This is a genomic window from Nostoc sp. 106C, assembly GCF_002154725.1.
Classification (GTDB): Bacteria; Cyanobacteriota; Cyanobacteriia; order Cyanobacteriales; family Nostocaceae; genus Aulosira.
This window is the reverse complement of record NZ_MTAW01000121.1, coordinates 40635-67615: the sequence shown is the minus strand read 5'-3', so window position 1 is coordinate 67615 and position 26981 is coordinate 40635. Positions and strand designations below refer to the sequence as shown.

Genomic DNA, 26981 nt, shown 5'->3' with positions numbered 1-26981 from the left:
TTATGAAAAAATATTTATTTATAGGATTATTCTTACTGGTTGGATGTTCATCTCCAGAAAAAGAAAATAAAGTTTCAGCTATAGAATCGAATCCTTCACCTACGCCTTCATTATCTTCAGCTAATGTTAATAATGCTACGCCGTCGTTAAATTCAGAAGTGTTACCTCATTTATCAAATAAAGAGAAGCTTGGAGAAGTTAGTGCAGAGAACGACTTAATTGACTCGTTTTATTTTGATGGTAATGGTGTGAAAGTGAGTTTGACTGTAGCGGCTGATAAAGCTTGTTTTCTCTACGTGCGGCGCAGTACTCCAGACCGTGTTGGTGAGGTTGAAATTGAGTCACTACGGCGCGAGAAGTTAGGTCTGTGGCGTTCGTATAATACCCAGCGTCTTCTAACTCAACCTGCTGGCAATAAACTAAATGTTTATTTATCAAGTGAGGAACTTTATTCTACTTATGAAAATCCTGCCGTATCACCAGAAATTCTTGTAGCAGCAAAAGAATTGAAGGAGCGTGAAAAATCATTTAAATTACTTTTGCGTCAGGATTTAAAGGCAAGTGATTCAGCAAGACGAATTTATGTCAATCAGTGTCAGAAATTAGGCAATTTTTATTACAAGGAAGAACTTCCTCCTCTCACGGACAAAGAGAGGAAGGAATTTGGGAGGAGTGTTGAAAAAAGTACTAACAATTAGTTATTAAAACAGTGACAATTGCTCCATCTTAGTATTACTTTCAGTTGAAGTTGCTGTAACAGGGTGTTTTTTGTTATTTGAAAACTTCTTACCCCATCCCTCTTTCGCCGCGTGTTTGACTACACGAGAACGAATATCAGCAGCAATGGTTTCATAATCAGAGCGGATTTTGTCATACGAAACTGGAGTTGTACCAATTTTCTCCCACAGGTTTTCGTAGTTAAAATTCTTGAAAGGTCTGTGCCTAATGAGGGCATCATAACTTGCCCAGAGGTAAACATCTGTCCATTGGGATGATAGCGGCGCTTCAAAAGCAATTGGCATCATCAGTGCAACAACTTCGCTGCTAGAGCCAAGTTTACCTACTTCTCCCTTGTCTATCTCTTGTAACTGGACTTCCCCCAGCAAATATACCTACACAGGCTCAAAAGCCTATCATTGCATGGGTTTAAATTGTTGAGCAAAATTTCTGTAGCCATGTAGGTCATTCACGCCTTCAAGCGATCGCCAATTATATTGAATCTACAATGTTCTGCGCGATCACCAAAACGGCTATTGCTTAGACATGGGTACAGTTTTTTAAGTCAACAATTGAAACCTTTAATTGGTATAGTTTTTAGAGATTTTAGTACATTTGTATGGGGGAAGTCCAGTTGTAAAGCTGTATCTAATCTATCAACTGCGATCGCGCGCCAAACCCAAGTGGGAATTGACTGTTGCCAGCCGTTCTGCTGAGTGATAATTGGCCCGGCGATGTATTGAACAATTTCACGACTTGCTCCTGCTAGATCGAGTAGGCTGGCTGTAACAGCTTTATTAATCCCTTGGCTGGTTAGTAACTGAAGTATCTTTCTAGTGCTAGGGTTTAATATTTCGCTGGTTTTTTGGCTTTTACTGTTGCGGATGATTTCTTCGACATCGAATAAACTGTGTTGCTGGTTCATATCTTTATATGTGTAAACAAATACTGCCAGCTAGAAATACTTCTAACTGGCAGTGCTTTTTGATAATGAGTGTGTTTTGTTATGGCAGAAGTAGGCTATCCCAAACATTTCTGGGCGTAACGTGATGCAGCAATTGCTTTCTTGCTTGAGTGAATTTAGCTAGTAGCTTAGTACTTTTTAATTTCTGCCACCAGTTGTATTGCAGGTAAGTAAGCAACCATAACTGCGTTTGGTGATTCCAGCTTGAGATGGAGTTACTCAAACTGAATGCCTTGAGGATATCGTCAGGAGGTACTTCGAGTTGACTTGTGATTTCTGTTGATATTGAAGCTAACATTGTCATGTTGGCGATCGCTTGACCAGGACTGCCCGAACTGATAGCTAGTATTTTTTCTGTTGCCTCAATTTGTTGGTCTTTAAGGACAGAAATAACCTCCTCGTCAGTTAACCTTGGGAAAGGTATGATTTGACACCTACTCTTGATAGTGGGTAATAGCTTTTGAGGATAGGATGATATTAGAATAAACGTTCCAGTTGTAGGTTCTTCCAGCGTCTTGAGAAGTTTGTTAGCGGCAGTAGGGTTGAGCATATCTGCTTCGTGGATAATCACCACCTTTTGCTTGCCCTCAACTGTACTAGTTGAGAGAAATTCAATTACCTGGCGCACCTGTTCTACTCGGATAGCAGGGACACTTTTCTGCTGGGAGGTGTTTTCGGTATAGGTTGGTTTGATTTGTAAGATGTCTAGATGTTTAGATTCTCCTGCAATCGCGGAGCGACTTCCTCTTGAGAGTATTGCATTTGCAAATGCCAGAGCAGTTTTTCCTTTGCCCACTCCCTCAACTTCGCTGCTAAATAGGTATGCGGGAGCAATTTGATTACGTTCGATTGCTTCAGTTAGTAGAAGTTTGGCGGTATGCTGTCCGATGATTTCTGTAAATAAATCGTTTTTCATATCATGCAAATTTCGATAATTCGACTAATTAAATTGTTAGTGCCGCTTTTGAGTTCCGTTTCGAGTTGTAAAAGTAAGGTAAGGCTGTTTTTCAGTTTTTGAACGCCTACAAACTTGATTTCATCTTTGAGGTAATACAATCTTTTAGGGTTCTTCAATTCGGCTATTTCTGCAATCTTCATGTCAGATAATTTAGCTTCTACGCCAGCTTTAGTTATTAGCAAAGTGCGAAAAGTTGACGTAAGAGTTGCTACTATTTTGAGTGGATGTTCATTACTATCTAGTAGTTTATCCACCTGCGCTATTGCCAAGTTTAAATGATTTCTTAACATAGCCATAGTAAGCTTTTGGTAGTCAGTATTGTGATTGCTAACTAATTGTTTTATCTCCTCAAAGGAAATAATTTTTTTACTTGCATAGACAGCAAGTTTAGCAAATTCGCTATCGGCTCGTGCAGTGTTATTACCAATTGCTTCAACTAGATAATCAGTCACATCCGGTGTAAGTTTAACTTGATGGATAGCTGCATACTTCCCTATTAAATTAACTATCCCCTTTTTATCCCAGCAAGGAACGAGAGGAAACTCTTCTTGTTGAGCATATTTTAAGATAGTTTTCACTACTGTTCTGCGGGAATCTGGCTTTTTGTTACTAGTAATTAAAAGAATGTTACTTGCAGGGATTCGAGAAAGTTGATTTTCAAGTCCTTGGTTATTATCCTCATTTGATAAACCTCCAATTAAATGATCGCTGTCTGTATGAACAATTTTATTACCCTCTCCAAAAGGTAACGTCATAACCTCAGTAAAAACCTTGGCAGCAATATTTTTCTCATTTCCAGATAGCTTGATGTAGTTGAAAGCTTTCCATTCAGCATGAACATTTTGAGTCACTAAATGGTTAATTTTTTGATTGAGCGAATAGGTATCTTCGCCGTAGTATAGGTATACTGGCATCACAAATTAGATAAACATCTAATTATCATGCGTTAGTTATAAGCAGTGGGTGAACTACCCCGCCTTGGCTTCGCCTGAAGGCGGGGCTTCTGTACTCACAGGAGAATGCCTTAGTTTAGACTTTCGTCCAAGCTTTGGTCTTACTTCTCCTCCTACAGCAGAGACGGCTGAACCTTCCGCCTTTAGCATTCTGATTCCTTCTGCTCGTATGTTGTGACTAGCGTTTTCATCACGATCATGGTGAGTTTTGCAATTAGGACAATCCCACTCTCTAACATCTAGTGGCATCTCACCTATCTGATAAAAACAAACATGGCAGAGTTTTGAACTAGGGAACCATCTATCAATTTCTACTAGTTTCCCGCCTTTGCGTTCTAGTTTATAAGATAGAAAGTTAGTGAACATCCCCCATCCGCAATCAGATATTGCTTTCGCCAAATTGTGATTACGAACCATACCTTTGATATGAAGATTTTCTAGTATAACAGCTTGGCTATCGCTGACTAACTTGTAACTAAGTTTATGCAAAAAATCTTGCCGTGAGTTACTAACTCGTTCGTACACTTTGGCAACAAGTTTTCTATATTTATTTCTTGATTTGCTTCCTTTTACTTTACGTGCTAGTTTCCGTTGCTTAAGTTTGAGGTTTTTTTCGTGCTTTGCAATATGTTTAGGATTGTCATACTTAGAAACTTTCTTGCCATCACTTACGACAGCAAAGTGTTTCAGACCTAAATCAATTCCGTAGATTTTACCTTCTGAGGTTGATGGTTTATCTCCTTCTATCTCAGTCAATATAGATGCAAGGTACTTGCCGGATGGAGTCTTGCTAACTGTAACAGTCTTAATTTTCCCCTCAATTGGTCGATGTATTTTGGCTTTGATTATCCCTATGTTACCGGGAAGTTTAACGTCACCATCTACAATTTTGACATTCTGAGGGTACTGGACAGACTGTTTTCCATGCTTGGATTTGAATTTAGGGAATCCAGCACTTTTTTCAAAGAAGTTCTTGTATGCAGTAGTTAGGTTGAGCGTAGTAGCTTGTAAAACTTGGCTATAGCAATCAGCTAACCACTTTGTATCTTCTGCTTTTTTGAGTTGTGGTAAAAGTGAATTGAGTGCTACTTGCCCAAGTCCTTTACCCGTTTCTTTGTAAGTCTCAATTGACTTGTTTAGCGCAAAGTTCCACCACCATCTTGCACACCCAAATGTTTGTGCCAATAGTATTTCTTGCTCTTTTGTTGGATATAAACGGACTTGAATAGCTTTGTGCAACACTCAATATCACCTCCTTTATTTGCATATTTTACTATGAAATACACTTTCCAGTAAATAAATAAAACAAAATAATTGATAACTCCTCAACGACCCCACTTCTTAATCAACCTGTGGTTGATATTAGTCGGGGATGGCATCGTTGTTGTCCGGCTATCCATCCCCTCCCTGCCTACCCTTCTCCTTCGGAGACGCTACGCGAACGGGAACGCAAAGCGCGAACGGCTGAGGAAGGGGAATTCCGCCGAATTTGGTTAAAAGAAGAGTTAGTATTAACTCTTTCTGCTTGGTATTTATTATGTGTGACCAGTAAATACTTTACTTAAGTTTGTGCTGGTTGTACGAAATTTTGAATTGAGTCTTTATCAATATGGTTATCTACTGGTTTATTACCCAAGTATTTGCGCCAAGAATCTAACTGCTGAAGATACTCTATCACTGCTCCGAAAAACTTATCTAAACTTACTCAAACTTATTGATTGGCTTAGTGTTTTCTTCCTGCTTCGACCAAGGTAGAAGGCTACTTCTTGTCCACAGGCGTTGAGTTAAGGTTGAGCCAACCTTACTTTATTGGGTGGGGCATTTTCAAGGTTAATGGATGCGTTTTCATCTCGACATTGAATATGCCCACAACTTTTGCAATGAAAAACCCTTTCGGACAAATTCATTGGTTGAATATGATGACATTTACAGCACATTTTAGAACTAGGATACCATCTATCGACTAATTCGACTTTTGTGCCGTAGAAAGACTGCTTATAAGTTAATTGGCGACGAATTTCATAAAAGCAGTTGTTGCTAACAGCAGCAGCTAACTTGCTGTTAGCAATCATCCCTTGGACATTTAAGTCTTCAATACGAATTATGTATGCTTTACGACTTAAATCGGTTGTCATCTTTTGTGTCGTATCTCGCCTAATATTGGCAATCCGAGCGTAGATTTTAGCTGACTTATTATACAACTTGTGAGCGTTCTTGGAGGCTTTGATGTTGAGTTTCTTGTTTCCTAGGACTTTATTACGATTTCGCCACTGCAATTTACTCAGCTTGGTTTTCGCTTTTTTTATGGTAATTGGCATGGCATAAGTTGTGCCGTCAGAACAAACTGCTAAAGTCTTTACTCCCAAATCTACGCCAATCTTTTCTATGGTGTGAATAATTAGTGGGATTTTTTCGGCATCCAGAACGAATGATACAAACCATCTATCCGCAGTTCTTGAAATGGTGAATGTTTGCGAACTACAAATAAAGTCAATTGCCTCCTTTAATCGAAATGTTTTAATTCCTGGTAGGGTAATTTTCTTTCCTCGATTAATCACAACTCTATTGGTAAATGGTAGTGCTGGCTTACCCTTTTCGAGGTAAACTCCAGAGGTTTTATAAACAGTAAATGAGTCTCCTTTCTTTTTGGTTTTCTTGACTGGGAAACCCGTCAATCCCTTGCGCCAGCGACTAAAAGCATTTTTCAAATCTTGAAAAGCTGATTGATACACCGTGGATGGATATTTTCTCATCCATGCGTACTCCGGCTTGTTCATTGTGATTTGAGTAAATACTTTTTTGATGGTATCCAGTCGTTTTGAATCACCAGCTTTTATGCCTTCAAAATCCCAACTGGCTGTGATTAAATCTAGAGCATAGTTGTAAACAAACCTCTTAAATCCTGCTATACCACGCATAAGAGAGCGTTCGTTGTTATTTAGTTTTAACTCTCTTTTTAAAGCGTACATCGCTATACTTGCTTAAACTTGTTTACGCGAGAACTATAGCTATTATTATGCACACGGATCAACACATTCATTCTACAATCTTTTTTACCTGATTTTAGACTTTTAGCTATAGCTAGATAGGATTCATTGTAAATCCGTTGATTACCTAATATTTTATCAGCAATTAGCTTGTTTTATTTTTCCCAATTTTCTATATTTGTAGTATGAATTTGAACACTAGTCTCTGATAAAGGAAGAGTATATTGAAGAAATTTTTTAAGTTTTTTGGTTTTAGTATTTCTCCTTTTTGGTTTAATGATAACTGGGTTGTTTGGTTGTGGAACTTCGTAACATTGGGGGAGTTCTAGAGAGAGTTGACCTGTTAAGTGCCATGATGCACTTCGTTTTTCTGGTGGGGTAATGCGATAAGAAAACTCAGCTGTTTTCCTGGGATCGCCAGACTTTCTTAGTTTAACCCACATGTTGTAGCTGATAATTCCTTGGATGTAAGTTTTTGGGTCTAATATTACTGGGTTTGTGTTTTCCCACCACTCAATTTGAACTATGCGATCGCCATCCAATTCGTAGATAGTTCTAACTCTGGCATTAGAATGAGACGACAGGAATGAGTTTACCCAAGCCCTTTGCTTTTTATTAAGCCTGGGCTTGCGAGAAGAGGATTTATTTTTCATTAGTTACAGACAAGTGAGAATGTATGAAAGACAAGTGAGAATGTATGAATTTGAAAAACCTTTATATTTAGTGCCTTCAAAATTACCTAAAATCTCAACTTTGTTCGTTTAGAAAAGAGATAACTGACGTTTGTTACTTTCTAGTGTTGCAGGAGCAGCTATTTTAAGAATTTCTTCTCGCCTTTTTTCAATAAGGTGAAGATAGTATTGACGTGAGTAATTCTCATCACTGCTGATATTGGTTATGCCACTAATTCCGTAATAGTAAGTGACTACATCTCCAGGTTTCCCTAGTTTGAGGATTTCTTTTTCACCCTCTTTAATTTTGCGTGTGATTGCAAGTTTTTCTTTTGGATATTCCCTTGATAAAATCTGGGATTTGATGTGTACATAATAATCTTCTGCTGCTGATACATTTTGAATTAGCAGGGTTAAATACTCAATAGAAAACTCTTTCTCCAGTTGAGAGCGATCGCGGTTGCGCCAGTTGCCTTTAGTGATAATTTTCCCGTCTGGAAGCCATAAAAGGTAATTTTTGGTTCCCCGTTCGGGGATAAACATAGCGTCGGCGATAAACTCTAGCTTGACAGTTATCCCTTTAGGCAATTGAGATTGAAGTAAACTACGTACCTCTTCTGGGTTGGGATGTGTGAAAAACACTCCATCAGTGTCAACTTCCACAGGAGTACCACCGTGCCGAGTGATAATTTCAATCATTAGCTTGAGTACTTTTCGACTGTAGGCTGTAACTAATGCAGCAGCTTCCATATCATTGAAGGCGAGTTCAGAGGTGCCGAAGAATCCAAACTCAGAGTTAGCTAAAACCTTGACGGATTCTCTTTTTTCCTTAGCAGCAACATCTCCAGCAGATGCAAGTTTTTCCAGCCTAGATTTTTCATTCACCAAATATTGCAGAATACTTAGCCCAATACGTTCTGTATCTTTAATTGAGCAAATAGCCTTATCTAGCATTGCCCAAGGGTGCATTGAGCTAATATCTGCATATCCAACCCTTCTATACAGTCCAGGAATAGAGTAGGTCATCCCTCCTTGGAATTTGTACTTGCGATCGGGTTTTGGTTTATAGCCTGGATAATGATGCTCAAATATTCGCTCCCATTTAGTACCATTACCAGCAAGTGTTAGCTGCTGGAGGTTCATTTTCGGTACAATTAGTGCTTCGTAATAGTATGAGGGTACAAGTCTATTCGCAATTAGCCGGGTGTCTTCGAGGTCGTAGACAAGATACTCTTTTAGGCGTTTCCATCCCTTACTGTTGGGGCCATCTTTCCAACAAGCGAGGATTTCTTCATAGGGAAGAACTAGCCTGGTGTTCTGGCGCAGTCCCATGTCCAATACAGCCTTTTTGAGCGATCTGCCGTTAGTTAGCTTTTTGGCTATGAAATCCCACCTCAGAACACATATATAAATGTCTACGTGTTGGCTATTTCGGATGAACACCTCCTGAATTTTTAGTGGCTCACCCCGTACTTGGGCGGTACGAATAGTCCGAGATTTGGATGCAACTTGAAATGGGTGTTTTATACCGTGCAAGTTGCATCGAGTAATAATAAATGGAATATCAAATGCCATTCCGTTATATGTGAAAATTACATCTGGATTTCTTTTACTGAGATGGTTGATAAATTTGGTCAGTATTTTAGCTTCTGAGATATCCATGAAAATAGTAAAATATCCTCTTGAATCCATACAACCGATAGCATAAATACGGCTTTCAAATGGGTTTATTCCTGCTGTTTCGATATCAACAAATATTTGTGAAAGTTCCTGATACGGCTTGAGTTGTATTTTGGGCTGCCAAGGTTTTATTGGAGTAGTATCTTTCCAATAAATGTTTAGTTTGTCTTCATCGACAACGATTATCCCTCTAGATTTCTTCACAAAATCTCTGTGGTTATAATTCATTAATTAGAGATTTTCCTAATTCATGTTGATATTAATTTTTAACTATCAACTTAACTGCGTATGCTGCTGTGGTAGTAAATGTTAATTTATTTGGTTATTTAATTAAATAAAGAAAGAAATATAGGGTTATAACTACGGTTATAACCCTCCTTAAAGTTAAGCTTGCTGTAATTGTTTTTGTTGCAGCTTTTGGACAGCTTCTACCCAAGCAGGTGCCTTTTTACCATTAATAGGTGTCAGCTTTTGCCAGTGTTCTTGTAACTGCGTTTGTGTTAAGTGGGGTAACTGTTCCTTGCCCCAGTTAATCGCATCTTGGGCAGTTTTCCAATCTTTCCAGGGTTGTGAGTGAGGACTACCCTTTGTGGTTGGCACTATCTCGATAAATGTAGCTTCTAACCAAAGGTGCGCGTCTTCATCCCGCATGAGATTTTGGCGTGCCATTAAAATTGCGATCGCATTTCGGATCTGGTCGATATTCCACAACTGCGAGATACTTACTAATTCCTCCCAGGTGTCCTCTTCTAGCTGTGTAAGATGTCTGCCATTGGGATTAGTTTTGCACACAAGTAAGTCTTTGAGGAAGTTGACAAGACTTGTATGGATAGCAGTTGGCTGTTTACCAGATTCAATCCAATCTTGAAGGATGCCTAAATTGCCCGTAATTTCTCCTTTGATGATATTTTCACAGACGGTGAGTAGATCGTATTCGGGAATAGTGCCTGATAGTTCCCAAACCCAATTAGAGGTAATTTCCTCTTCACCTAGTAAGGTTAACTGATCTAATAGTTTGAGTGAGTCGCGCAGATGTCCCTTGTTTGCTTTAGCTACGGCGGTAACTGCTGATGGCGCAATGTTGATACTTTCTTGGTGAGATATTTGTTCTAGGTAGCTTGCAACTAGCGAGACAGGAACTCTCTTAAAGTCAAACTTTTGGCAACGGGAGACAATGGTTTCTGGAACTTTGTGTAACTCGGTTGTGCAGAAGATAAATACTACATGACGGGGAGGGCTTTCAATGGTTTTGAGGAGTGCTTGCCACGATTGGCTGCTTAGGGCATGACATTCATCAATAATGAATATTTTGAATCTGCTTTCCACTGGTGCAAACTGGATAGTGGATATAAGCTCTCGGATCAGTTCTACTCCACTATTGCTTGCTGCATCCAGTTCGGTTACATCAACAGAAGAAGATGCTGTAATTCCCTTGCATGAATTGCATTCTCCACAGGGCTTGGTTGTCGGCTCATTGCTTGATTGACAGTTGAGGGATTTAGCGATGATGCGGGCGGTACTGGTTTTACCTGTACCTTTGGGGCCGCTAAATAGGTAAGCAGGTGCAATCTTTTGGAGAGCGATCGCATTTATGAGAGTGCGAATGATATGTTCTTGCCCAATAACTTCACTAAGAGTCTGAGGACGGTATTTGAGATGTAGTGGTTGGTACATAGTTTTGATGATTAAAAGTGTTTTATTTACTCCTTACCAACTGCGCTGATAAGGAGTTTAATTTTTTAAGCAGTCGCCACTTCTTTTTTCGTTCGTGACGAGCGTGAGGTTGACTTACCTTTAGTAGTATCTTTTGCTACTAAAGATGGTATTTCTGTTTCAGAATTTTCACTATCATCTGTTGCCTGTGCTACATCTGTTACTTCTTCAGTGCTAGGCTCAGGTTGAGTCCTGGCTTCTGTCTTTGTACTTTGGTTATTTACCTTTTCAAACCCCTGCTTAATTTCTACAGGCATTACCAGATACAGCTGATTGAGCAGTCCTCCCATTGGGCAGATAATGACTGGTTGCGTAGGTTTGTTACACCGAACCACGATTTCATCAGTACTAATGTGCTTTAATCCTTCGATAAGGTAGTCGATATTTAATCCAATACTGATGTTTTCTGAATGATTAGTTGCTGGTTTCATCAGTACCGAGTCAACTGCATCCCCGATATCAGTAGCTTCGGTGTATAGTGTTGCCTGTGTAGCTTCCAATTCCCAGAGAATTTTGACAACCTTTTGCTTGCGTTCAGCTAGATAACTTACTCGCTTCAGTGCGCTCTCAAATCCCTTGCGTTCTAATGTAAATTCATACTCAAATGTTCTGGGAATCAAGCTATTGATTTTGGGATATTCTCCCTCTAAAAGTCGGGAAATGACCTTTGTATTAGGAAGACTAAACTCAATAGTTTTATTTGATAGAAGAATATTGCACACGCTTGTATCGGCACTTTGAGAGAGAATTTTGTTTAACTCGCCAAGTGACTTACCTGGAACAGTAAAGTCAATTGGGTCAGAATATTCGCTATCAAGTGTTCCTGTGACTAATGCTAATTTGTGACCATTTGTACTAGCAGCTTGCCACTTATTAGTATCAATTTTGAAGTTGACACCAGTTAAAACTAATTTTGTTTCATCACCATTGGTGCAATAGAGCGTCCCTTCAAGTGCGGCTTGGAGTTTCTTGGCGCTTAAATTTACTTCTATTGGATTTTCTCCCTTGGGAAGAGTTGGAAACTCGTCAGGTTTTCCGCCAATCAGACGGCATTTACCGCTATTGTGAGTAATTATGCAGGCTTGGTTTTCTACCTCTAAGGTAATTTCTCCTCTGACATTGTTAATAGTGTCAGTTAATAGTTTGGCTGGTAGTGCTACCTGACCTGAAGTTTCTACATTAGCGGTCGTTGTAGTATGAATTGTGAGGTTAAGGTTTGTTCCTGTTGCTGCTACTATCCCATCTTCATTTGCTATCAGTAAGATATTTCCTAAAATTGGGTCAGTGGGCTTAGGACTAATTGCCAGATAAGCGGTTTCTAGAATTTCTGCGAGTTTAGATTGTTCAATGGTTAGTTTCATTTGTTATTTTGCTTTTAGTAGATGATGTTTGAACGGGCACTATTTCTAGCACCCTTTTCGGTTACATGAGATAGTTTTTTTAGTAGGGCAGTTCTTCCATCTCAGTACTGTATGCTGTATAAGTCTGAGCTGCTGTACTAGGAGGAAGTGCTGCTACTGGCATATCAGCTGCACCTACCAAGCGATTATGTTCTGCTACAACAGTTGATGTTTTACCGATGCGGTGAGAGAATTCGGGATTTGCCTGCATTGTTGTTTGGATATCGATTTCTTTGCCTTCTGAGAAGAATTCGAGAAAATCGCTGCCATCGGGGTTTGGTGATTTATAGGAAGTGACAACTGCTACCCAAGATTTATCTCTTTGGTTGACTGCTTCTTTAGGTTCCAGAGATGGCGTAAAAGTGGGTTGAAATACACCAAGGCGATGAAACTCTGCACGTTTTTCAGCAACAGTTGTATCAGTAAATCGGGCGAATGCAACCTCTAGTTCGCGTTGGAACTGTTTATAAGCCTCGCCAAATTTTGATGATGCAACGCCTTTGATTGATAAGACAATTGGTACTGAGTGCAGGTTATGATTATTTTCATCAACAAGTTGCAATAAGTAGAACCTTCTCAATACTGCGGCATCTTTGCCAAGTGCTTGGTACATTTCGTACCCATCAGGTGATTCGTACACTCCTACAATTTTGCCATCATCGCGTTGCTCAATATATCTGGGAGAAACATCAAGAATGTGCATCCTGGGCGATTGCAGCAATACTCCCATTTCTGGCGTGCCACTAGAGAAGGTGTGCTTGTGTGTAGGTTCTTGTCCTTGCCAGTTAATTGCTGCTAAGTATTTATCTTTGATAAACAACCCGACTTTTTCTGCTTCCATGTGATTGATTACTTGGCAGATGCAGATATTACTAATCGGCGCATTGTACTCAGGATTTGCAAATTTAGAAATAGCTAATTTACGCTTTTGTATGTTTGTATTATTCTGAACTGTTTGTTCAGGGGATTCAGACTGGGATACTGTGCTTTCTTCAGTAGCAGAATTAGTAGGCTTTGTTTGACTTTTTGGCATAATTTTAATTAATGAAAATCAATATTTAATGCGTAAAGCAAAAAGTCGTTGTAAAAAATCAAAGTCGTCTGTTATTAAGACGACTTAAAAGATTGATTGTTACTTAGTTATTTAGATAGACTTTTCATCACACTCTCCCCTTAAGTTTGTAAAGCTGTCAATGTAAATATCTTCCTGAATAATTTCAGTTTTAGTATTTATAAGTGTCTGGTATATTTGCTGAAGACTGATGATAATTTGTCTAAGAACAGATGTGTTTTCAGTTGTGAAAGTCAGTGACACAGATGCCATGCTTGAATTATGAATTGCGACTGTTTGTTCTTCAGGAGATCCGTAAGTGGTTATTTGACTGTCTTTACCAGGAATAAATCTATAAGAAGCAATAGTTTCAATTGCCATATTTATCTCCTTGTTCGTTGGGGTTTGATTTCAAGCATTTTGTTACTAAGTTTGGTGATATTATTGACCTTCCAACCAGCAAGCTTGCACTTATTAAGTGCTACTTCTAACTCTTGCTGTGTAAGGATTTTGTATCTCATATATTGTCACCATATAGGGAAAACATACGTGACATATTTAGTTTTATCAATTTGGTAGTATGCCATACGCTTGTAGTACACTATGGTTTAATGAGTTTAATGATTCTGGTGGCTACGTTTGTAGGGTTATTTGAACTCAAAAAGGCATCTTTATCTACCATTTCTACATAGCTATTATTGGCTTGTAGCCAGCCTTTGAAGGTTTTGTACTTACGATTGAAGAAAACTGATTCAGGTATAACTGAAACTAATACGCCACCCGTTACGAGTAACTTCCAAGCCTGGTAGATATGTTGGACAAGTTCACAAAATGGAGGATTCATGATACAGGCATTGTATAAATGACTGGGGTTAAACTCCAGAAAGTTTTTCCCTACGAGATTAAATCCTTTGAGTTCTAGAATTTGTCGTAAATCGTAATTAATCTCAACCACCTCTAGTTGAACATAAGGGTAGGTATTAGTGATATACTCAGCAATATTTCCACTACCAGCACTAGGCTCTAAAATTTGCCAATTTGGTTTAATATCTGCCAGTTGCACAAGCCGTTGACAGACTGGTTTAGGAGTAGGGAAGAAATCTCCATCTTTCATGCCAATGATTTCTAACTCAAGCTTATTGAGTAGTTGCTTGGTAGTATCAATTGCTTCAGGTTTTACTACTTTTTGAATTTCTGTTATTGCGGATATGATTTCGCTTGGTGTATGTAATCCGGCGCGACTTAAAGACTTTACCCAGTCTTGGTAATATTCGCCTGCCAATTTTTCGTGGACTTTCTGAATTGTTTCTCCCATTTGGGAAATTCTGAATAGGGCTTCTACTTGCGATTTGTGAGATATGCCGCGTAGTATTGGTGGGATATTTCCTACTTCCCACATTTGTGCGATCGCAAATAACCAAGACTGGATGATTTCAAGTTCAATTCCTTCTTGGATTATCCCTTGAGCTATAGTTTTACGATGCTTTGTCACCCTTTGATTTCCAATAGCAGGATTTTTCTTTTGGTCGATTATTGGCTGCATGGAAGTAGCTAAGTTACGAAGGAATTCTGCTTTTTCTAAGTTGGGAATATTGAAAATATCTGCTATGGGTGAATTATCATCGTTGTAGGGTAGATTTAGTAGAGATAGTTGCATTGCTTGATTCCTTTAAATCTTTGATGGCGCATTCAAAAATTAGGGAGGTTGGCACATTCCAAGCTTTTACCTCCCATTCAGTAGCTAATCGTTCTGAGTGACGGATAACTGCACTACTACATTTGTTTTTTCTGACAAGCCAAGCTTTAAATTTTTCTGCTTGTTCTTTGGTATCGAACCCGAAATAGCTGGTTTTTCTGCTTCCCAAGGGGTCGGTAATAGTCGCTACCCGACGCGAGAGAATATTCAGCGTCCAACCACTGTTAGGAGTGAGTTCGATTTTCGTGATATTTAATTCTGTTGGATTCATATTTCAACTTCAGGAATTGCTGCTAAATATTCCATAGTTGATATTTCTTTTGCTAGCCATTTATCATGTGCTTCTTGAGGGGTCATTTTGTGGGCTAAAAGTTTTTTCTCCTTATCATCTTCTACAAAAGGAGCGAGTGTTTTTTCTAGCCGAGTTTTGAAATTTAAATGTTTATCTTCAGAATAAGTAAACTGGTAAATAGTATCAGTGTTAACGAACAAATAAACTAGGCTAATTTGCTCCAATGGTATTCCAGTTTGTTCGTATAGGAGAAATAACCTCAATTGAGTTTGCCATTTGCTCTCAAGAATTTCAAATTTAGGAGGTTTTTGAATTGTCCAGTCAAACCCAACTACTTGATTTTCGCCGTAGATAATGAGGTCGCACTCGCTGTTGAGAAGAATATCGTGGTATAAATATTGAAGTTGGGCATTCCATTGTTTGTTGCCAGGAATATTTAGAAAAGGTTTTACCTTATCGACCCAGTTATTAATTTGGGGGTATGCCTTCAATAAAGCTTCGACTGGTAGCCCTAACCCAATTTGTTGCATAATGAGGTGAAACTGACCACCAGCAACTTCAGATTCACTTTTGATAGTTAAATTGCGATAATTTATCGTTGATAAACATTCTGGACTCTGTTCAATAAGTTCAAGTGTCTTGTGATTAAAACGATTCATAAAAATATATCCCAAATTTAGCTTTTGGGATATATTTGCGTCAGCTATTTGTGGTAATTTGTTTGCGGAATATAGTATTTTTTGAGTTGATCGATGCTTGTATATAAACTTCGGGTTGACATTGCTGTAAGGTCAAAATAACTAGCGAACTTTTTTAACCCCCCAGTGAGGGTTAATTCTAGTAAATACTGGGCTGCGATCGCACTCGTCATTTTATTGACGAATAGTGATTGATAATTCCGTGCTTGAATTTCTGCACATGAAAGGTTATTGTCGCTAAGTTCTTCTGGCTGAGGAACCAACAGTTCTGGGTGAACCAGCACTGGGGAGGGAAGATGCAACCAGAATTGAGGTTTGTCTGGGTTATTGGAAGCTTGGACTATATCAAAATTAGAGTGCGTTCCAATTACTACTTGTCCAGAGTAGTTGCTGTTTCCACAATCCAGCCAAAATAGCGATGCTGGCTCATTTGCACTGTTTATTTTAAGAACAGAGTGAATTTTGCTCCTGGCGGCGCTGTTATCTACACAGCCAATAATTACCGTTAGGGTATTCCACCAACTGGCCGTGGGAATCATGTCTTCTTCAAACCAGTCGCAAACGGCTGTAATCTCTATTCCATACTTGGCACTGCATCTTGCAGCCAGTGTTTCTGCCTTTGGTAGCCCAATTTCAGCTTGTTGATAATTTTGGCGGCTGATATTCTTGAGTTCGACAGTATCGCCATCAACGATCGCAAAGTTAATTTCTTTTCTAGTATGCTGGAGTTGCAGAATAATTCGACATAAATCTTCTGCAAGAAACCCGCCTGTTCCTCCTACTCCTACTAAGACGAAGTTGATACGAGTATGATTGCGAGGTAAGACGGGTAAAGCTTGTTGGTAAGTAGTTAATTCAAGCATTTTACCTGTAGCGGCAGTTCAAATATTTGATTGGGGTTGATGTCGAAAAAGTGATTGTATATCCCAATGCGGGTATAAATTGTGGGAATGGTATTCAGTGTGCCAATAATCGCAAACACTCGAAATTTGCCTTTTTCTTCTTGATTGTCTGCACTTGAAGGATAAGCAGCTAGAGTTCCATGACTGTGCATTTCCACTAAGCTATCTGTATAGTTTTTATTGAGTGCGCTTTCTAAAGATAAGACATGAGTAGAAGACGCGGTTTGCAGTGGTGTGTGACACCACCATTGGTTGTTTGTCACTCCCAAGTAGAATAGGATTTCCTGTTGGGGGTTGATACTGGCAGCATTGATAATCTCAGCGATCGCTTGGCAAGGAACTTTTGGGACTTTCAGACGAAAGTAGGGTTCAAGGGGTTGGAGTCCAGCAACTTGAGTTTGAGTTAGTTGCAAGCAAACCTCTAACTCGCGGCGGTGCGATCGCAAGAAAAGCCCATTTGCTGCCAGCCAGTATTCCTGGAGTTTTTGACTGTAAGGAGGAAAGTTATTACTTGTAGCGAGGTGATAACCGATAAAAGGATTCATGGTTAACTAAACAAATGATTAATAATGTCTTCTGGGGTTGTGATTTTCCAGCTATGAACGGGAACAAGGTCACTTGAAGGGTAGGATTTAGCTTTAGATTCGTGTAATTTGATTAGCTGATTGCAGATATTATCGGGATGAGTTTTTGACTTGCCCTGAGATAAGTCCTTGTTAAAAGGTGATTTCCAGAACAGATCCCAAACTTGGCCTATGCTTGCAGCACTGCACATATTGAGAGAATTTCCCCCAAAGCAAATACTAGAGTCGTCCCAAATATTAGGTAGAGGGGGCTTGTACAGTTGTGCGTCTGGTTTAAATACCCTGCCTTTAACTGCCCACAGGTAATATCTACTACCGCATCCAGCAAATAAGAATGCAGGCATAGGGACAGTAATTACTTCAGTTTCCTGTCCCATAATTTGAATTTGATATTTTTGGGGAGAGTAAAACTGAATAATGGCCTCTCCCTCTGGATTTTTACCCCACCAAATTGTGTTGCTAGAAAGCCATCCAGACGCGGCAGTTTTACTTGTGAAGGCTTTCTCTACTGCTTCAGGAGACAAGAATTTATATTTAGACTCTTTGCCTTCGCGTTCGACTAAAATAAACTGTCCTTTGAGGATAATTAACTGCCCTAGTAAATCATCTTGGGGAATATTGGCTAGTAGAATTTGGGAGACATTTTCTAAGTTAATTATTGGTAATATATTTGTATCTACATTCATGCTTTTGATGCTTGGTTCCAAATTTTCACTGCTGCTTTTCGAGCAGAAAGAGATGTTTCTAACAAATGACTAACCTCATTTGATTTCTCCAACATCAAGACGGCTTCTTGCCACTTTTGAGCGAGAAATATGATATTCTCATAAGTCCATTCCAGCCAATCGCTTGTTTCACACGTAATATCTAGCCAAATATTTTCAGTTGAGTAATCTATAATTCGTATGGCTATATCTAAATATTGCAGAGGACTTTTGTAACGACGACACAGCTTTACAAATTTCTCGAAGTAAATTTCTTCTGCTGGAGCAATGTAATCAGGAGTAAAACCAAAATTTAGTTTCCATTGGCTGATATTGTACCCTTGCCCCATTAATGACAATAGAAATTTCTCTGAGTATACCAATTCCTCGAAATCTTCATTCCACCACTCAAGTCTTTGTGGCGAAACTAGAATACTATCACGTTCGGGATTAAACTCGATTTTATCGATATATTCTACTGGGAATAGATTTTCATTCACTAGGTTAATAAATTCAATTTCTCTATCGAGGTAAGCACTAGTTGGATGTGATTGTTTAGTAATAGGTATGGTTGATTCTAACCATTTTTCTGGAAATAATTTTTGATACAGGCTTAAAATATTTACTCGTTCGGAAAGATTTTCTAGATAATTAATTGCTGTTAGACAAGTAATGGGTATTTTGAATGAGTGTATGTTGCCAAGCATAACTAATCAGCCGCTACGAGTTATAGCGGCTATAAATTTGTGATTACAGTACAGGATACTTACTCGTAATAGCAGGTTGCTGTTTAAGGCTTTGAGCAACTTTTTCGCTATAGGTTTCCCAAGATTGACCGAGCTTGATAGCTTTATCTATCTCAGGTTGTAAGGTAATTAAATTTTCGAGGCTAATTTGACTGTTTATCTCTAGAAGCTTTATCTGCCATCCTAACTTTAGTGCAGGATTTATTTCTTGAAAACTGTTTTTCAATTCTCTAAATTGACTTCCTTTAGTACCTGCTTTTTTTACTAAACGAATTGAAACTGTATCATCAGTTGTTTGTCGTTCAATTTCGGCATTAGCATACTCTGGAAAGTAGACGCTAATAGCTGTTTTGAGAGTATTGTCATCCTGGGCGATCGCCTCATCCAGAGGAATTTCTTGTCCTTCAATAATAGCAATGTACTTCATGGTAATTAAAATAGTGACAGTTGCTTGTTAGGTGTAGGTTTTTTATCTTTATCTTCAGGTAGGTTACGCTTTTGTACTTGTTTTGATTGTTTCTGTCGATTCTGCTCTGTAGTCTGCTTTTCCATCCTTTGTTGGCAGATATTTAGCATTTCTAGGAGAGATTTTTCTAAATCCTGTAGCCAGTTATTTATGACAGGCTGAGATGTTATCTCAGTTAAGTTAATTATCTTAATAATCGGAGGTGCATCTTGGATTCCAATTGTGACAATTGCTTTTTCAGAATTTGGTGTTAACTGAATTGTTATTATGACGGTTTTTGTAAAAACTATCCCGCTAGATGAATCTTGACTTATAACTTCAGTATTTACTGATTCATCTAATGTTTCTTCTAAATTGCTATTATCCTGAATATCAGGATTAAAATCTTTACTGCTATAGCTATTTTCAAAGCCAGTTGCATTCTCGTAATGTGATGTTTGATTACTCATGATTAAGAGAGATTAGCTAATCTAAATAAGGTGCGGATAGTGATACCTGTCTTGTTAAAAGACTGCCATTTGTAGGCGCATTCGCCTGGTTTATACTTAGGAGAAAGTTGGCTCCAGGTGTTCCATGCCTTAAATAAAATGGGACTAACGCTATGAAGTGCCATCCCGACTTGAATCCACGAATGGTAATCATCTGCAAACCGAGGGTGGATGACTTCGAGTAGCACAAGTGCGGTTTGAATATTGGTTTCTATTGAGGGAATTAAATGAGCGTACCTGTCTACCCCATATCTGCGGTTATATTTTTCTTTGGGTAGGTTAAACTTTCTTGTTTTCTCCTGTTTGGCAAGCATTTGGGCAATTACCCAATCAGGAGCTATTTCTATTTGGCGTTCAGATGGACTACAGCCGGGAAGCCATTTGTAATTTCTACCTTCTGGGTGAAAGGACGGGGGAAGGATTGAAGCTAGGTTTTTGCCTCGAAATTCCAGGTGTTCGTCCTTCCCAGTTTTGATTTTGCGAGATTTGACATCGCAAGCTTTTGAATTTGGGATGAGGTATAAGCGTTGGCTGCGATATTTCCTCCCAGAGGTAAATGCAATTGTGGGAGGAAGATATTTTTGAGCGCGATCGTGTAACGACTCCATAGGAGTATCGCACAACGATTCTGTAGGAGTATCGCGTGTTTCGGCGGGTGTTAGCTGGTTGAGTTCTTCTGGTTCAGAATGTTCGTTAATCTGAATGATGTGTCGCCAGGATGTTTCCCCATCGCAGTCAATAGCTACTAAGTACCCTTGAGGATGATTGAAACCGCATACCAAAGCTACACCAGTGGGGGTGATAAATCTGTTATTTGTCCAAAATTTTAATCGGCGGCGGACAAGTTCAGTTTGTAGTTCTTTGGGAGAGTAAGTATTTTTTTCCCATTCTTTCCCTAAAGGACGTTTACCAAAGGTAGGAACGATTCGCCATTCTTCGGGTAAGTTGTTAAGCGAAGATACCAAATGACGGATTTGGGCGTGCATGAATTCATGTGGCTAATTATTTCGATAATTCATGCACGAGTGCGTTAGTAACCGTAGTGGTTTGAGATTATGACTGTCATGCTAATTGCTGGCCAGCTTCAACTAGCTTAACAAGTGTATTTTGGTCAAACGCTTTAATACCGGATACAAATTGTTGCCACTGCTGCCATTTCTCTTTTGAATAGGTGTGGTTAGGGTCAAAGTTGCAGACTTGACAGAATTTATGAAAATCAGCATTCCAGTGAAACGTACAAATACCTGTTATGAAATAGTTGATTTGTTGCTCGTCCATGATTAATATTTCAGATGGTAATTATGTTTTAAGCCAACCTCTGGTTAAGTGCATTTTCGACTTGATAAGTCCCAAGAGTACAGTTTGCATTGCAAGGAAAGGTAGGAAATTCAAGATAGTTATTCATCGTTTTTGTTACCTTGCACAGTACCATTATCCCCTCCCTACCCTTCTTGTTTTGATTGTGATAGTAGCTGATAACCTCAAATTCATTATTGCCAGCCTCAAATCTACTTCCTCTATATTGAGAGATAGCTTTGTTCCAATCTGGTTGCCAGAGCATGAGTGTATCTATTGCCATTGCTCTCACAGTTGGATTATCTAATTTCATTAGGATATCTGGTAAGTAATGACATTGTTTGGCAATTACTTCTCGTGCGTAATTTATCAGCCAATACTCTGCTTCTCTTAAAAGAGCTTTTGATTCAAGATTTTGACACACTTCATCGTAAACTTTAGACATTAAATATGCCCTTTGTTCAAAAACCATCCCGTTAGTTCGCAGTTTTAAGTCTGATGGATAATTAATTATAAAATCAGCTAGAGCATCACTGATTTTGGGAAGAGGATATTTATTATATTGTTGGGTTTCAGGATGGGATATTTTCACCTGATACCCTAGATTTACAGCATGATTGATAAGAAAATCAATATTCTTCGACTCGACAAAATCTCCTATTTGAAAATTGGTTTCTATAAGTAAATATGATGGTGCGTGAATAATTTGAAATTTTTTAGGGTTTGGATGTGAATCAGCTAATAGTTCGACGTACATCGCTTATTCTCAAAACTTTCATCAATCTTGTGCGTAAGCGATGTATGTGGTTGAATTACTAAAAAAATAATCCTACCCAAGCTGGATAGGATTATCTTAACTATTGATTAATAGTTCTTGTCTCTGTTGGATTGATTATTTCCTTTAGTAGAGATAACCCAACTGATTTAAACAGCGCTTCGTTATCATCAGGACAGCGTTGAATTGTTGTACAAGAAGAGCAGCCGTATTTACAAGGACAATTATCGACTAGAAACTTTGCCTTAATAAAGGCAGTCTCTAAATACTTGATGAGGGTATCGCACATACCTGTACCATGTTCACAAGTATCGAAGAAATAGCCAACTATCCTAGTATTAGACGGCACTTCTACTAACATGAAATCTATATCTCGACTGTTTGCTCCATGTTCGACAAGTGGTAAACTGAGTATAAGGTGATGAGCGAGAGTATGAACGCAAATTTTGGTTTCATTGCTTTCAAATAGTTGTTTCTCCTCATTGGTAATATATTTCTGTTTATTAAGTATTTCTTTTCTGTGATTTTTGACCAAAACTGAAAAATATTTTCGTGCATCAGCGTTAATTTCAACCCTAACGCAGAATGTATTGTAGTTAAGAGCAAGTGATTCCTCGTACTTATTTTCCTCCAATAGTTCGACAAATTCTCGTTCAATCAGTTGGGTTTTACAAGCAGGGCAAGTTTGTAAGTGTCCAGGTAAATTTAAATTGAAGTTGCGACATCTGTTATTAGTACAAGTCCATTTTTGTTCCAGCCTGTACAAGTTGTAGCCAGAAATTTCTTCTTTGATTTTGGCTGAAACAGGTGTAAATCTAGCAGCCCCTTGGGGAAGATTGATAATTTTGGCTTCCCCGACAATTTTAATTTCCTCGAAATTTAGGCTTCCTTCAGGACGACTAAATAAATTGGTTGCTTCAATTGGCTTGAGAATTGCTTCCCCTTCGGTTAAATTTAGTTCTTGTGATTTATACTGTACGGGGTTGCCATCAAAGTCTTGAGCAAGATATATAGCACCAGGGTAAACTTCTCTTAGTGCAGAAGATGCCGAACTTTCCTCAAACTCTTCTGTGCTATCTTGATTGATATAACTGATGTTTTGGTCAGTGTTGCCTCTAACTTTAATTTTTGAGTGGACATAACCGAGGTTTCGATTAGTTGTCAGTCTTTGATTGTAGCTGAATATCAGTTGATTATCACCGATTAACTGTCGGGCGATCGCATTACCAGAACTACCAAAATGTCGGGCAATTTGAGCTTGTGTCGGTTTACTTTCTTTGCAACAAGCGAGAATATGCTGCTCCAAAGTTGTTTCATAATTGTGGTTAAAGTTGATAATTTCTGGAGGATCAGATAAAAGGCGTTCTGGGTAATTGGCGTAGTAAGAATCCATAATCGACCTTTTCGATGGAATAAACACCAATAGCCCTGCTTCCTGCCTCCCCGCACGTCCTGCCCTCTGGCGAAAGGCAAGAATTGAGCCGGGGTAACTATGTACGATAGTTGCATCAATAGACCCGATATCTAGACCCGCCTCCAAAGCACTTGTAGATATAATGAACTTGACTTTCCCGCTTTGTATATCTGCAATAATTTTGTTACGCTGATTTGCCTTCATGCTCCCATAAAATGCTGAGATGGTTTCTCCCAGGTGGGGCAGTTGCATCTCGATTAAAGCTTTACGTATGGCATTAGTTAAAACCTTAACCAGTTCTCTACTATCGCAGAAACAAATCCCGACGATGCCTTTACTTACGAGCATAGCTGCGACTTGGGCAGTTTGGTAAAATGTATTGTTCCGTGGTTTGAGGCTAATAAAAGTAATCTCCGAGCGTTTTGCCCCACTTTGGTCAATAATAGCAAGGTTACTTTGTTCTTCTCGATTAGATATCTTCTGGGCAATTTCGCTGCTGTTACTAATTGTTGCAGAAGCGAAGATGTACTGTAATTTTGAAATATCATTGCCGACAGATTCTATCATGAGTTGAGTTCGCCGATTAAGTAGTGCAAAATGCGAACCAAATATGCCTTGATAAAAGTGCATTTCGTCACAGACAATGATTGAAAGTTTTCTGATTGTTTCTCTAAATCCCCAGTTTGAATCGAATTGGTAGTTGTTTAGCTCGTGGTTCCATACATCAGGAGTCACGCATAAAATTGAGGGTTGATTGCTGTAAAGTTGTTTGCGCTCTTGGGGAGGAATATCTCCATTAATATTGAGAATTTGGGGGCGAATATTTTCATCTAAGTGGCTAACAAAGGAACGTATTTTCTCTACCTGGTCAAATGCAAGTGCTTTCAAGTTAAAGAATACTAAAGCTGATTTACCCTTTAGACACTCATGAACGATTGGAATGAGAAAAGAGATACTTTTACCACTGCTAGTAGGAGTTTGAAGAATTATATCTTCTCCTTTTTTGTAAGCTTGCCATGCCTCGACTTGATGAGAGTATAGTTGGGTGATTCCTGACTTACTTAGGGCCAGTTTAACTAGAGGGTGAATATCATCTGGGATGGGATAAAGTTTAGCTTCTTGAGCAGGAATTACTTCGCAGCTTTGTAGTTTTCCTGAGCCATCAAGGATAGCAGCTATTTCTTGGTAGAGAATGCTTTTACCTGTTGGTGCTTGGTTTAGAGGTAATAAATTACCGCTATTGACTTCATGCTCCCAGTCAAAAATAATTTGGTTTAAACTACCCTTTTTAAAGTAAAGGTTTTTCTCAATGATGGCGGCGATATGGATAACACCATGTTCTTTGGAATAAACCTGCTTGTTTGCTTCTAACCATTCAGGTTGGGTCATAAAAGATACCTACTCGCTGTTTTAGCAGGTAGGCGTTAGTCCAAAGTAGTGGTTTTGGTTATTGCTATACTATTGATGCTCTGCTTTATATTGTCAGAACGTAAATGCTTTTGGCGTTAATGAAATTTGTGCCTTGGTACTATAACTATCTACAAGCTCTTCTAAGCGTTCAACAATACTGCCTTTAAGGATGGAATAGTTAGCTTGATTGGTGACAATTAGCGATAGCTCAGTTGCCCACTGCTCATAATTAGAACTACCAATAATACCAATAGAAGACTGGATATAGTTAACAAGAATGCTGTCGTTGAAACCAAAGCCACTTTCACCCCAGATGCAAGCAGATTGCAGCAAATACTCGTAGTCTGCGAATACTTGAAACTGAGGGTTCCATCTAGGAGCATTGCTCCGGTAGTGGACGAAACCATTGCTGTCGAATATCTCTTGCTGCCATAAAAGCTGCTGTAAGGAGCAGCAATTGCTAGGCGAAACAAACGGCTTTCCTTGACGAACAACATTACCATTGCGGATGACATCGCGGCGGCGCTGCTGTCTTGCTATGCCATATCGAATATTGGGATGTTGTTTAAAGTACTGCTGCATTGAGCCAACAAATTCAGGAGCAATGCTATTGTCATCGTCCAGGTATGAAACAATGTCACCACCAGCTGCATCTAGTCCCAAGTTACGGGCGTAGCACAAGCCAAAACCACTGTAAGGGTCAGGGTGTTCCATTTCAATGTAGATGATAGGGAAATCAGCTTTTGCCCTAATGCTGGTGATAATATCTCTGGTGTCAGGATTAGCGCCATCATTGATGACGAGCCACTCAAAATTGCGGTCAGTTTGACTTTGAATGCTTGGCAGTGCAGTAGATGCAAGCTGCATAGGTCTATTGTATGTTGCAGTGATGATTGATAATTTCAAAGCTCCATACCTCTATCATTTGATTGCGTTGTTGTTGAATCGATCGCAGCTTGAATTTGTTGCCATCTTGTTACGTCCTCGTTTGTTATACCTCTAGCGGTTTCAATTTGATTACTTGCAAGAGATAGCCGAATTAACGTTAGCTTTTCATTGGGTCTGGCAACTATTAAACTTTGCGTGGTGCTATTGAAGCGGATCTGGTAGTTACTGCCTTCCAAGACAAATAGATTTTCTCTCTCTGTGCGAATGGATTGAGGGTAAGCAGTTGCTTGTTGTGCGAAGAACACTCTAGCTATGGGGGCTATTATAGTAGCACGTTGCATTTGTTCTTGCTGTAATTGCTGGTAGTTCCATTTCCCAAGTTCTACGCCCAAATCCATTTTTACCAAACGTTCTGCTAAAATTGCCATTTCTATCGGGCCAACACCTCCAGGGACGGGCGTAATGTTCTGGGGGATTCTGTAAGCACTGCGATCTACATCGCCAGCAGCACCAGAAGCAGTAGGTGTGAAGCCACCATCGACAACCAAGCGATGAGACGGGAGTACATAAGGAGTGAAAATTCCTTGTCTTCCGGTGACTGATACCACAATGTCAGCTGCTTGAGTTCTACTCAAGTCATCACCGTCTTCCAAACAGAAACAGCTGATTCTACTTGCTTCTAAATATTTGATGACACCATTGCCCACAAAGCCACCTCCGCCGACAACTGCAACATTGGAATCCCTTTGTGCGTAGGATTCAACAATTCTGGCGATTCCTTCAGCAGTAGCACAACTTTCAAAGAAATTGTTACTTTGTCTGCGGACGATATCTATATCTTTTTGTGGTTCTAATAGCCCAATTGAACTTGTAAACTTAGCTGGAATTGGGTATTGAACAATAGCAGCAGTCACCTTACTATTTTCATTAATGGATTGGATAATGTTGTCAAATTGCTCTACTGCAATATTGGGTGACAGCACAATATAATTGGGAGTAATGCCAATAGCGTTGAACGTTGCTACTTTTTGTTCTGCTGAGATTCTGGCTGCTTCATATCTAGCTCTTAGTCCGTTGCTGGCATTTTCTGAAGCCTCAAATCTGATGATTGCTACTTCTTTTTGAGATGCTTGAAAAATGGATTTGTATTTTTGACATTCTTGCTTTACGTGTTCTCGTATTAATTGTCCGTCTATGAGTGTCATTTAATATGGAGTTAAATTTGATCGAGAAAATTGTCTGGTACAAACAATCTTCTGAATTCCTAATTAGAATTCATTGGAACTAGGGCGTTTAGTGATTTCACCAACTTCTTGACCGTCGCAGGAAACCCAGTTGGTGACGTAGCGTTCAGTGTCATAGAAGCCACTAAATTCAATACTGTTACCAGAACACTTATCTTTGAACCATTGTTCGGCTTCTTGTTCTGTATTGAATGTTCTAGCAGTGACTTCTTCTATTGGAAGATTCCAGTTTGTATTGCCATATAAATCGCAAACATAATGTGTCATATCTGTTACTCCTTTAA

General features: G+C 39.1%; 30 protein-coding genes. 2 read left to right on the top strand and 28 right to left on the bottom strand.

From position 1 onward, the window contains the following. The first annotated feature begins 2 nt into the window (after positions 1-2). Positions 3-698 (top strand): hypothetical protein, encoded by a 696-nt coding sequence (locus BV375_RS17615; protein WP_086762693.1) that lies wholly within the window; start codon positions 3-5, stop codon positions 696-698. 3 nt (positions 699-701) lie between these two features. On the opposite strand, the gene BV375_RS17610 is transcribed toward BV375_RS17615, so the two are convergent. The 5 genes from BV375_RS17610 to BV375_RS17590 form a co-directional block, all read right to left on the bottom strand. Next, the gene (locus tag BV375_RS17610; protein WP_243713974.1) at positions 702-1106 is read right to left on the bottom strand and encodes a hypothetical protein; all 405 of its coding nucleotides are present in this window, start codon (positions 1104-1106) and stop codon (positions 702-704) included. A 176-nt stretch (positions 1107-1282) separates the two neighbouring features. Continuing rightward, complete coding sequence (locus tag BV375_RS17605) at positions 1283-1642, bottom strand: hypothetical protein (protein ID WP_243713973.1); 360 nt, start codon at positions 1640-1642, stop codon at positions 1283-1285. Between the two features lie 79 nt (positions 1643-1721). Beyond that, positions 1722-2597 (bottom strand): DNA polymerase III subunit delta', encoded by an 876-nt coding sequence (locus BV375_RS17600; protein ID WP_086762691.1) that lies wholly within the window; start codon positions 2595-2597, stop codon positions 1722-1724. Next, entirely contained in the window at positions 2594-3553 is a 960-nt protein-coding gene (gene holA / locus BV375_RS17595) for a DNA polymerase III subunit delta (protein WP_086762689.1), read from the bottom strand. The genes BV375_RS17600 and holA overlap by 4 nt, the downstream gene beginning before the upstream one ends. Positions 3554-3607: 54 nt before the next feature. Then, entirely contained in the window at positions 3608-4834 is a 1227-nt protein-coding gene (locus BV375_RS17590; protein ID WP_086762687.1) for an RNA-guided endonuclease TnpB family protein, read from the bottom strand. A 110-nt stretch (positions 4835-4944) separates the two neighbouring features. On the opposite strand from BV375_RS17590, the gene BV375_RS36050 reads away from it, so the two are divergent. Continuing rightward, positions 4945-5157, top strand: a complete 213-nt coding sequence (locus tag BV375_RS36050; RefSeq protein WP_143842114.1) for a hypothetical protein — start codon at positions 4945-4947, stop codon at positions 5155-5157. A gap of 219 nt (positions 5158-5376) precedes the next feature. Here BV375_RS36050 and BV375_RS17585 read toward each other — a convergent pair whose 3' ends face one another. The 23 genes from BV375_RS17585 to BV375_RS17475 all read right to left on the bottom strand — a co-directional run bounded on the left by BV375_RS17585 (position 5377) and on the right by BV375_RS17475 (position 26964). Then, positions 5377-6561 carry an RNA-guided endonuclease TnpB family protein gene (locus BV375_RS17585; protein WP_208099142.1) on the bottom strand — a complete coding sequence of 395 codons (1185 nt, stop codon included), beginning with the start codon at positions 6559-6561 and terminating at the stop codon, positions 5377-5379. A 173-nt stretch (positions 6562-6734) separates the two neighbouring features. Continuing rightward, complete coding sequence (locus BV375_RS17580) at positions 6735-7232, bottom strand: hypothetical protein (RefSeq protein WP_243713972.1); 498 nt, start codon at positions 7230-7232, stop codon at positions 6735-6737. A 108-nt stretch (positions 7233-7340) separates the two neighbouring features. After that, on the bottom strand, positions 7341-9158 hold the full coding sequence (locus tag BV375_RS17575) for a 3'-5' exonuclease (RefSeq protein WP_086762685.1): 1818 nt from the start codon (positions 9156-9158) through the stop codon (positions 7341-7343). A 156-nt stretch (positions 9159-9314) separates the two neighbouring features. After that, positions 9315-10604 (bottom strand): DNA polymerase III subunit gamma/tau, encoded by a 1290-nt coding sequence (gene dnaX, locus BV375_RS17570; protein WP_086762683.1) that lies wholly within the window; start codon positions 10602-10604, stop codon positions 9315-9317. Between the two features lie 65 nt (positions 10605-10669). Next, positions 10670-12004, bottom strand: coding sequence for a DNA polymerase III subunit beta (dnaN, locus tag BV375_RS17565; RefSeq protein WP_086762681.1), 1335 nt, complete (start codon positions 12002-12004; stop codon positions 10670-10672). Between the two features lie 79 nt (positions 12005-12083). After that, entirely contained in the window at positions 12084-13076 is a 993-nt protein-coding gene (locus tag BV375_RS17560; RefSeq protein WP_086762680.1) for a DUF5895 domain-containing protein, read from the bottom strand. A gap of 111 nt (positions 13077-13187) precedes the next feature. After that, a complete protein-coding gene (locus BV375_RS17555; RefSeq protein WP_086762678.1) occupies positions 13188-13475 on the bottom strand; it encodes a hypothetical protein in 288 nt (95 codons plus the stop codon). A gap of 220 nt (positions 13476-13695) precedes the next feature. Continuing rightward, on the bottom strand, positions 13696-14751 hold the full coding sequence (locus BV375_RS17550; RefSeq protein WP_086762677.1) for a type I restriction-modification system subunit M: 1056 nt from the start codon (positions 14749-14751) through the stop codon (positions 13696-13698). Beyond that, positions 14714-15061: a hypothetical protein gene (locus BV375_RS17545; RefSeq protein WP_086762675.1), complete on the bottom strand. Its 348-nt coding sequence runs from the start codon at positions 15059-15061 to the stop codon at positions 14714-14716. The genes BV375_RS17550 and BV375_RS17545 overlap by 38 nt, the downstream gene beginning before the upstream one ends. Next, positions 15058-15741, bottom strand: coding sequence for a hypothetical protein (locus tag BV375_RS17540; RefSeq protein ID WP_086762673.1), 684 nt, complete (start codon positions 15739-15741; stop codon positions 15058-15060). The genes BV375_RS17545 and BV375_RS17540 overlap by 4 nt, the downstream gene beginning before the upstream one ends. Before the next feature lie 44 nt (positions 15742-15785). Further along, positions 15786-16643, bottom strand: a complete 858-nt coding sequence (locus tag BV375_RS17535; protein ID WP_086762671.1) for a ThiF family adenylyltransferase — start codon at positions 16641-16643, stop codon at positions 15786-15788. Further along, positions 16631-17227, bottom strand: a complete 597-nt coding sequence (locus BV375_RS17530; protein WP_086762670.1) for a Mov34/MPN/PAD-1 family protein — start codon at positions 17225-17227, stop codon at positions 16631-16633. Before BV375_RS17530 ends, BV375_RS17535 begins: the two co-directional genes overlap by 13 nt. Positions 17228-17229: 2 nt before the next feature. Continuing rightward, positions 17230-17952 carry a prokaryotic E2 ligase family D protein gene (locus tag BV375_RS17525; protein WP_086762668.1) on the bottom strand — a complete coding sequence of 241 codons (723 nt, stop codon included), beginning with the start codon at positions 17950-17952 and terminating at the stop codon, positions 17230-17232. Continuing rightward, positions 17949-18677: a hypothetical protein gene (locus BV375_RS17520; protein ID WP_086762666.1), complete on the bottom strand. Its 729-nt coding sequence runs from the start codon at positions 18675-18677 to the stop codon at positions 17949-17951. Before BV375_RS17520 ends, BV375_RS17525 begins: the two co-directional genes overlap by 4 nt. 43 nt (positions 18678-18720) lie before the next feature. Then, positions 18721-19143, bottom strand: a complete 423-nt coding sequence (locus tag BV375_RS17515; protein WP_086762663.1) for a hypothetical protein — start codon at positions 19141-19143, stop codon at positions 18721-18723. Between the two features lie 5 nt (positions 19144-19148). Next, the gene (locus tag BV375_RS17510) at positions 19149-19631 is read right to left on the bottom strand and encodes a hypothetical protein (protein WP_086762662.1); all 483 of its coding nucleotides are present in this window, start codon (positions 19629-19631) and stop codon (positions 19149-19151) included. Between the two features lie 2 nt (positions 19632-19633). Next, the gene (locus BV375_RS17505; protein WP_086762660.1) at positions 19634-20656 is read right to left on the bottom strand and encodes a PriCT-2 domain-containing protein; all 1023 of its coding nucleotides are present in this window, start codon (positions 20654-20656) and stop codon (positions 19634-19636) included. 76 nt (positions 20657-20732) lie between these two features. Continuing rightward, the gene (locus tag BV375_RS17500) at positions 20733-20948 is read right to left on the bottom strand and encodes a hypothetical protein (protein ID WP_086762658.1); all 216 of its coding nucleotides are present in this window, start codon (positions 20946-20948) and stop codon (positions 20733-20735) included. Between the two features lie 28 nt (positions 20949-20976). After that, entirely contained in the window at positions 20977-21723 is a 747-nt protein-coding gene (locus BV375_RS17495; protein WP_086762656.1) for a hypothetical protein, read from the bottom strand. Between the two features lie 100 nt (positions 21724-21823). Continuing rightward, the gene (locus BV375_RS17490) at positions 21824-24544 is read right to left on the bottom strand and encodes a DEAD/DEAH box helicase (RefSeq protein WP_086762654.1); all 2721 of its coding nucleotides are present in this window, start codon (positions 24542-24544) and stop codon (positions 21824-21826) included. 93 nt (positions 24545-24637) lie between these two features. Continuing rightward, entirely contained in the window at positions 24638-25471 is an 834-nt protein-coding gene (locus BV375_RS17485) for a glycosyltransferase family A protein (protein WP_086762652.1), read from the bottom strand. Continuing rightward, positions 25468-26658 carry a bifunctional 5,10-methylenetetrahydrofolate dehydrogenase/5,10-methenyltetrahydrofolate cyclohydrolase gene (locus BV375_RS17480; protein WP_086762650.1) on the bottom strand — a complete coding sequence of 397 codons (1191 nt, stop codon included), beginning with the start codon at positions 26656-26658 and terminating at the stop codon, positions 25468-25470. Before BV375_RS17480 ends, BV375_RS17485 begins: the two co-directional genes overlap by 4 nt. A gap of 63 nt (positions 26659-26721) precedes the next feature. Then, positions 26722-26964, bottom strand: coding sequence for a hypothetical protein (locus BV375_RS17475; RefSeq protein WP_086762649.1), 243 nt, complete (start codon positions 26962-26964; stop codon positions 26722-26724). Positions 26965-26981: the final 17 nt, after the last annotated feature.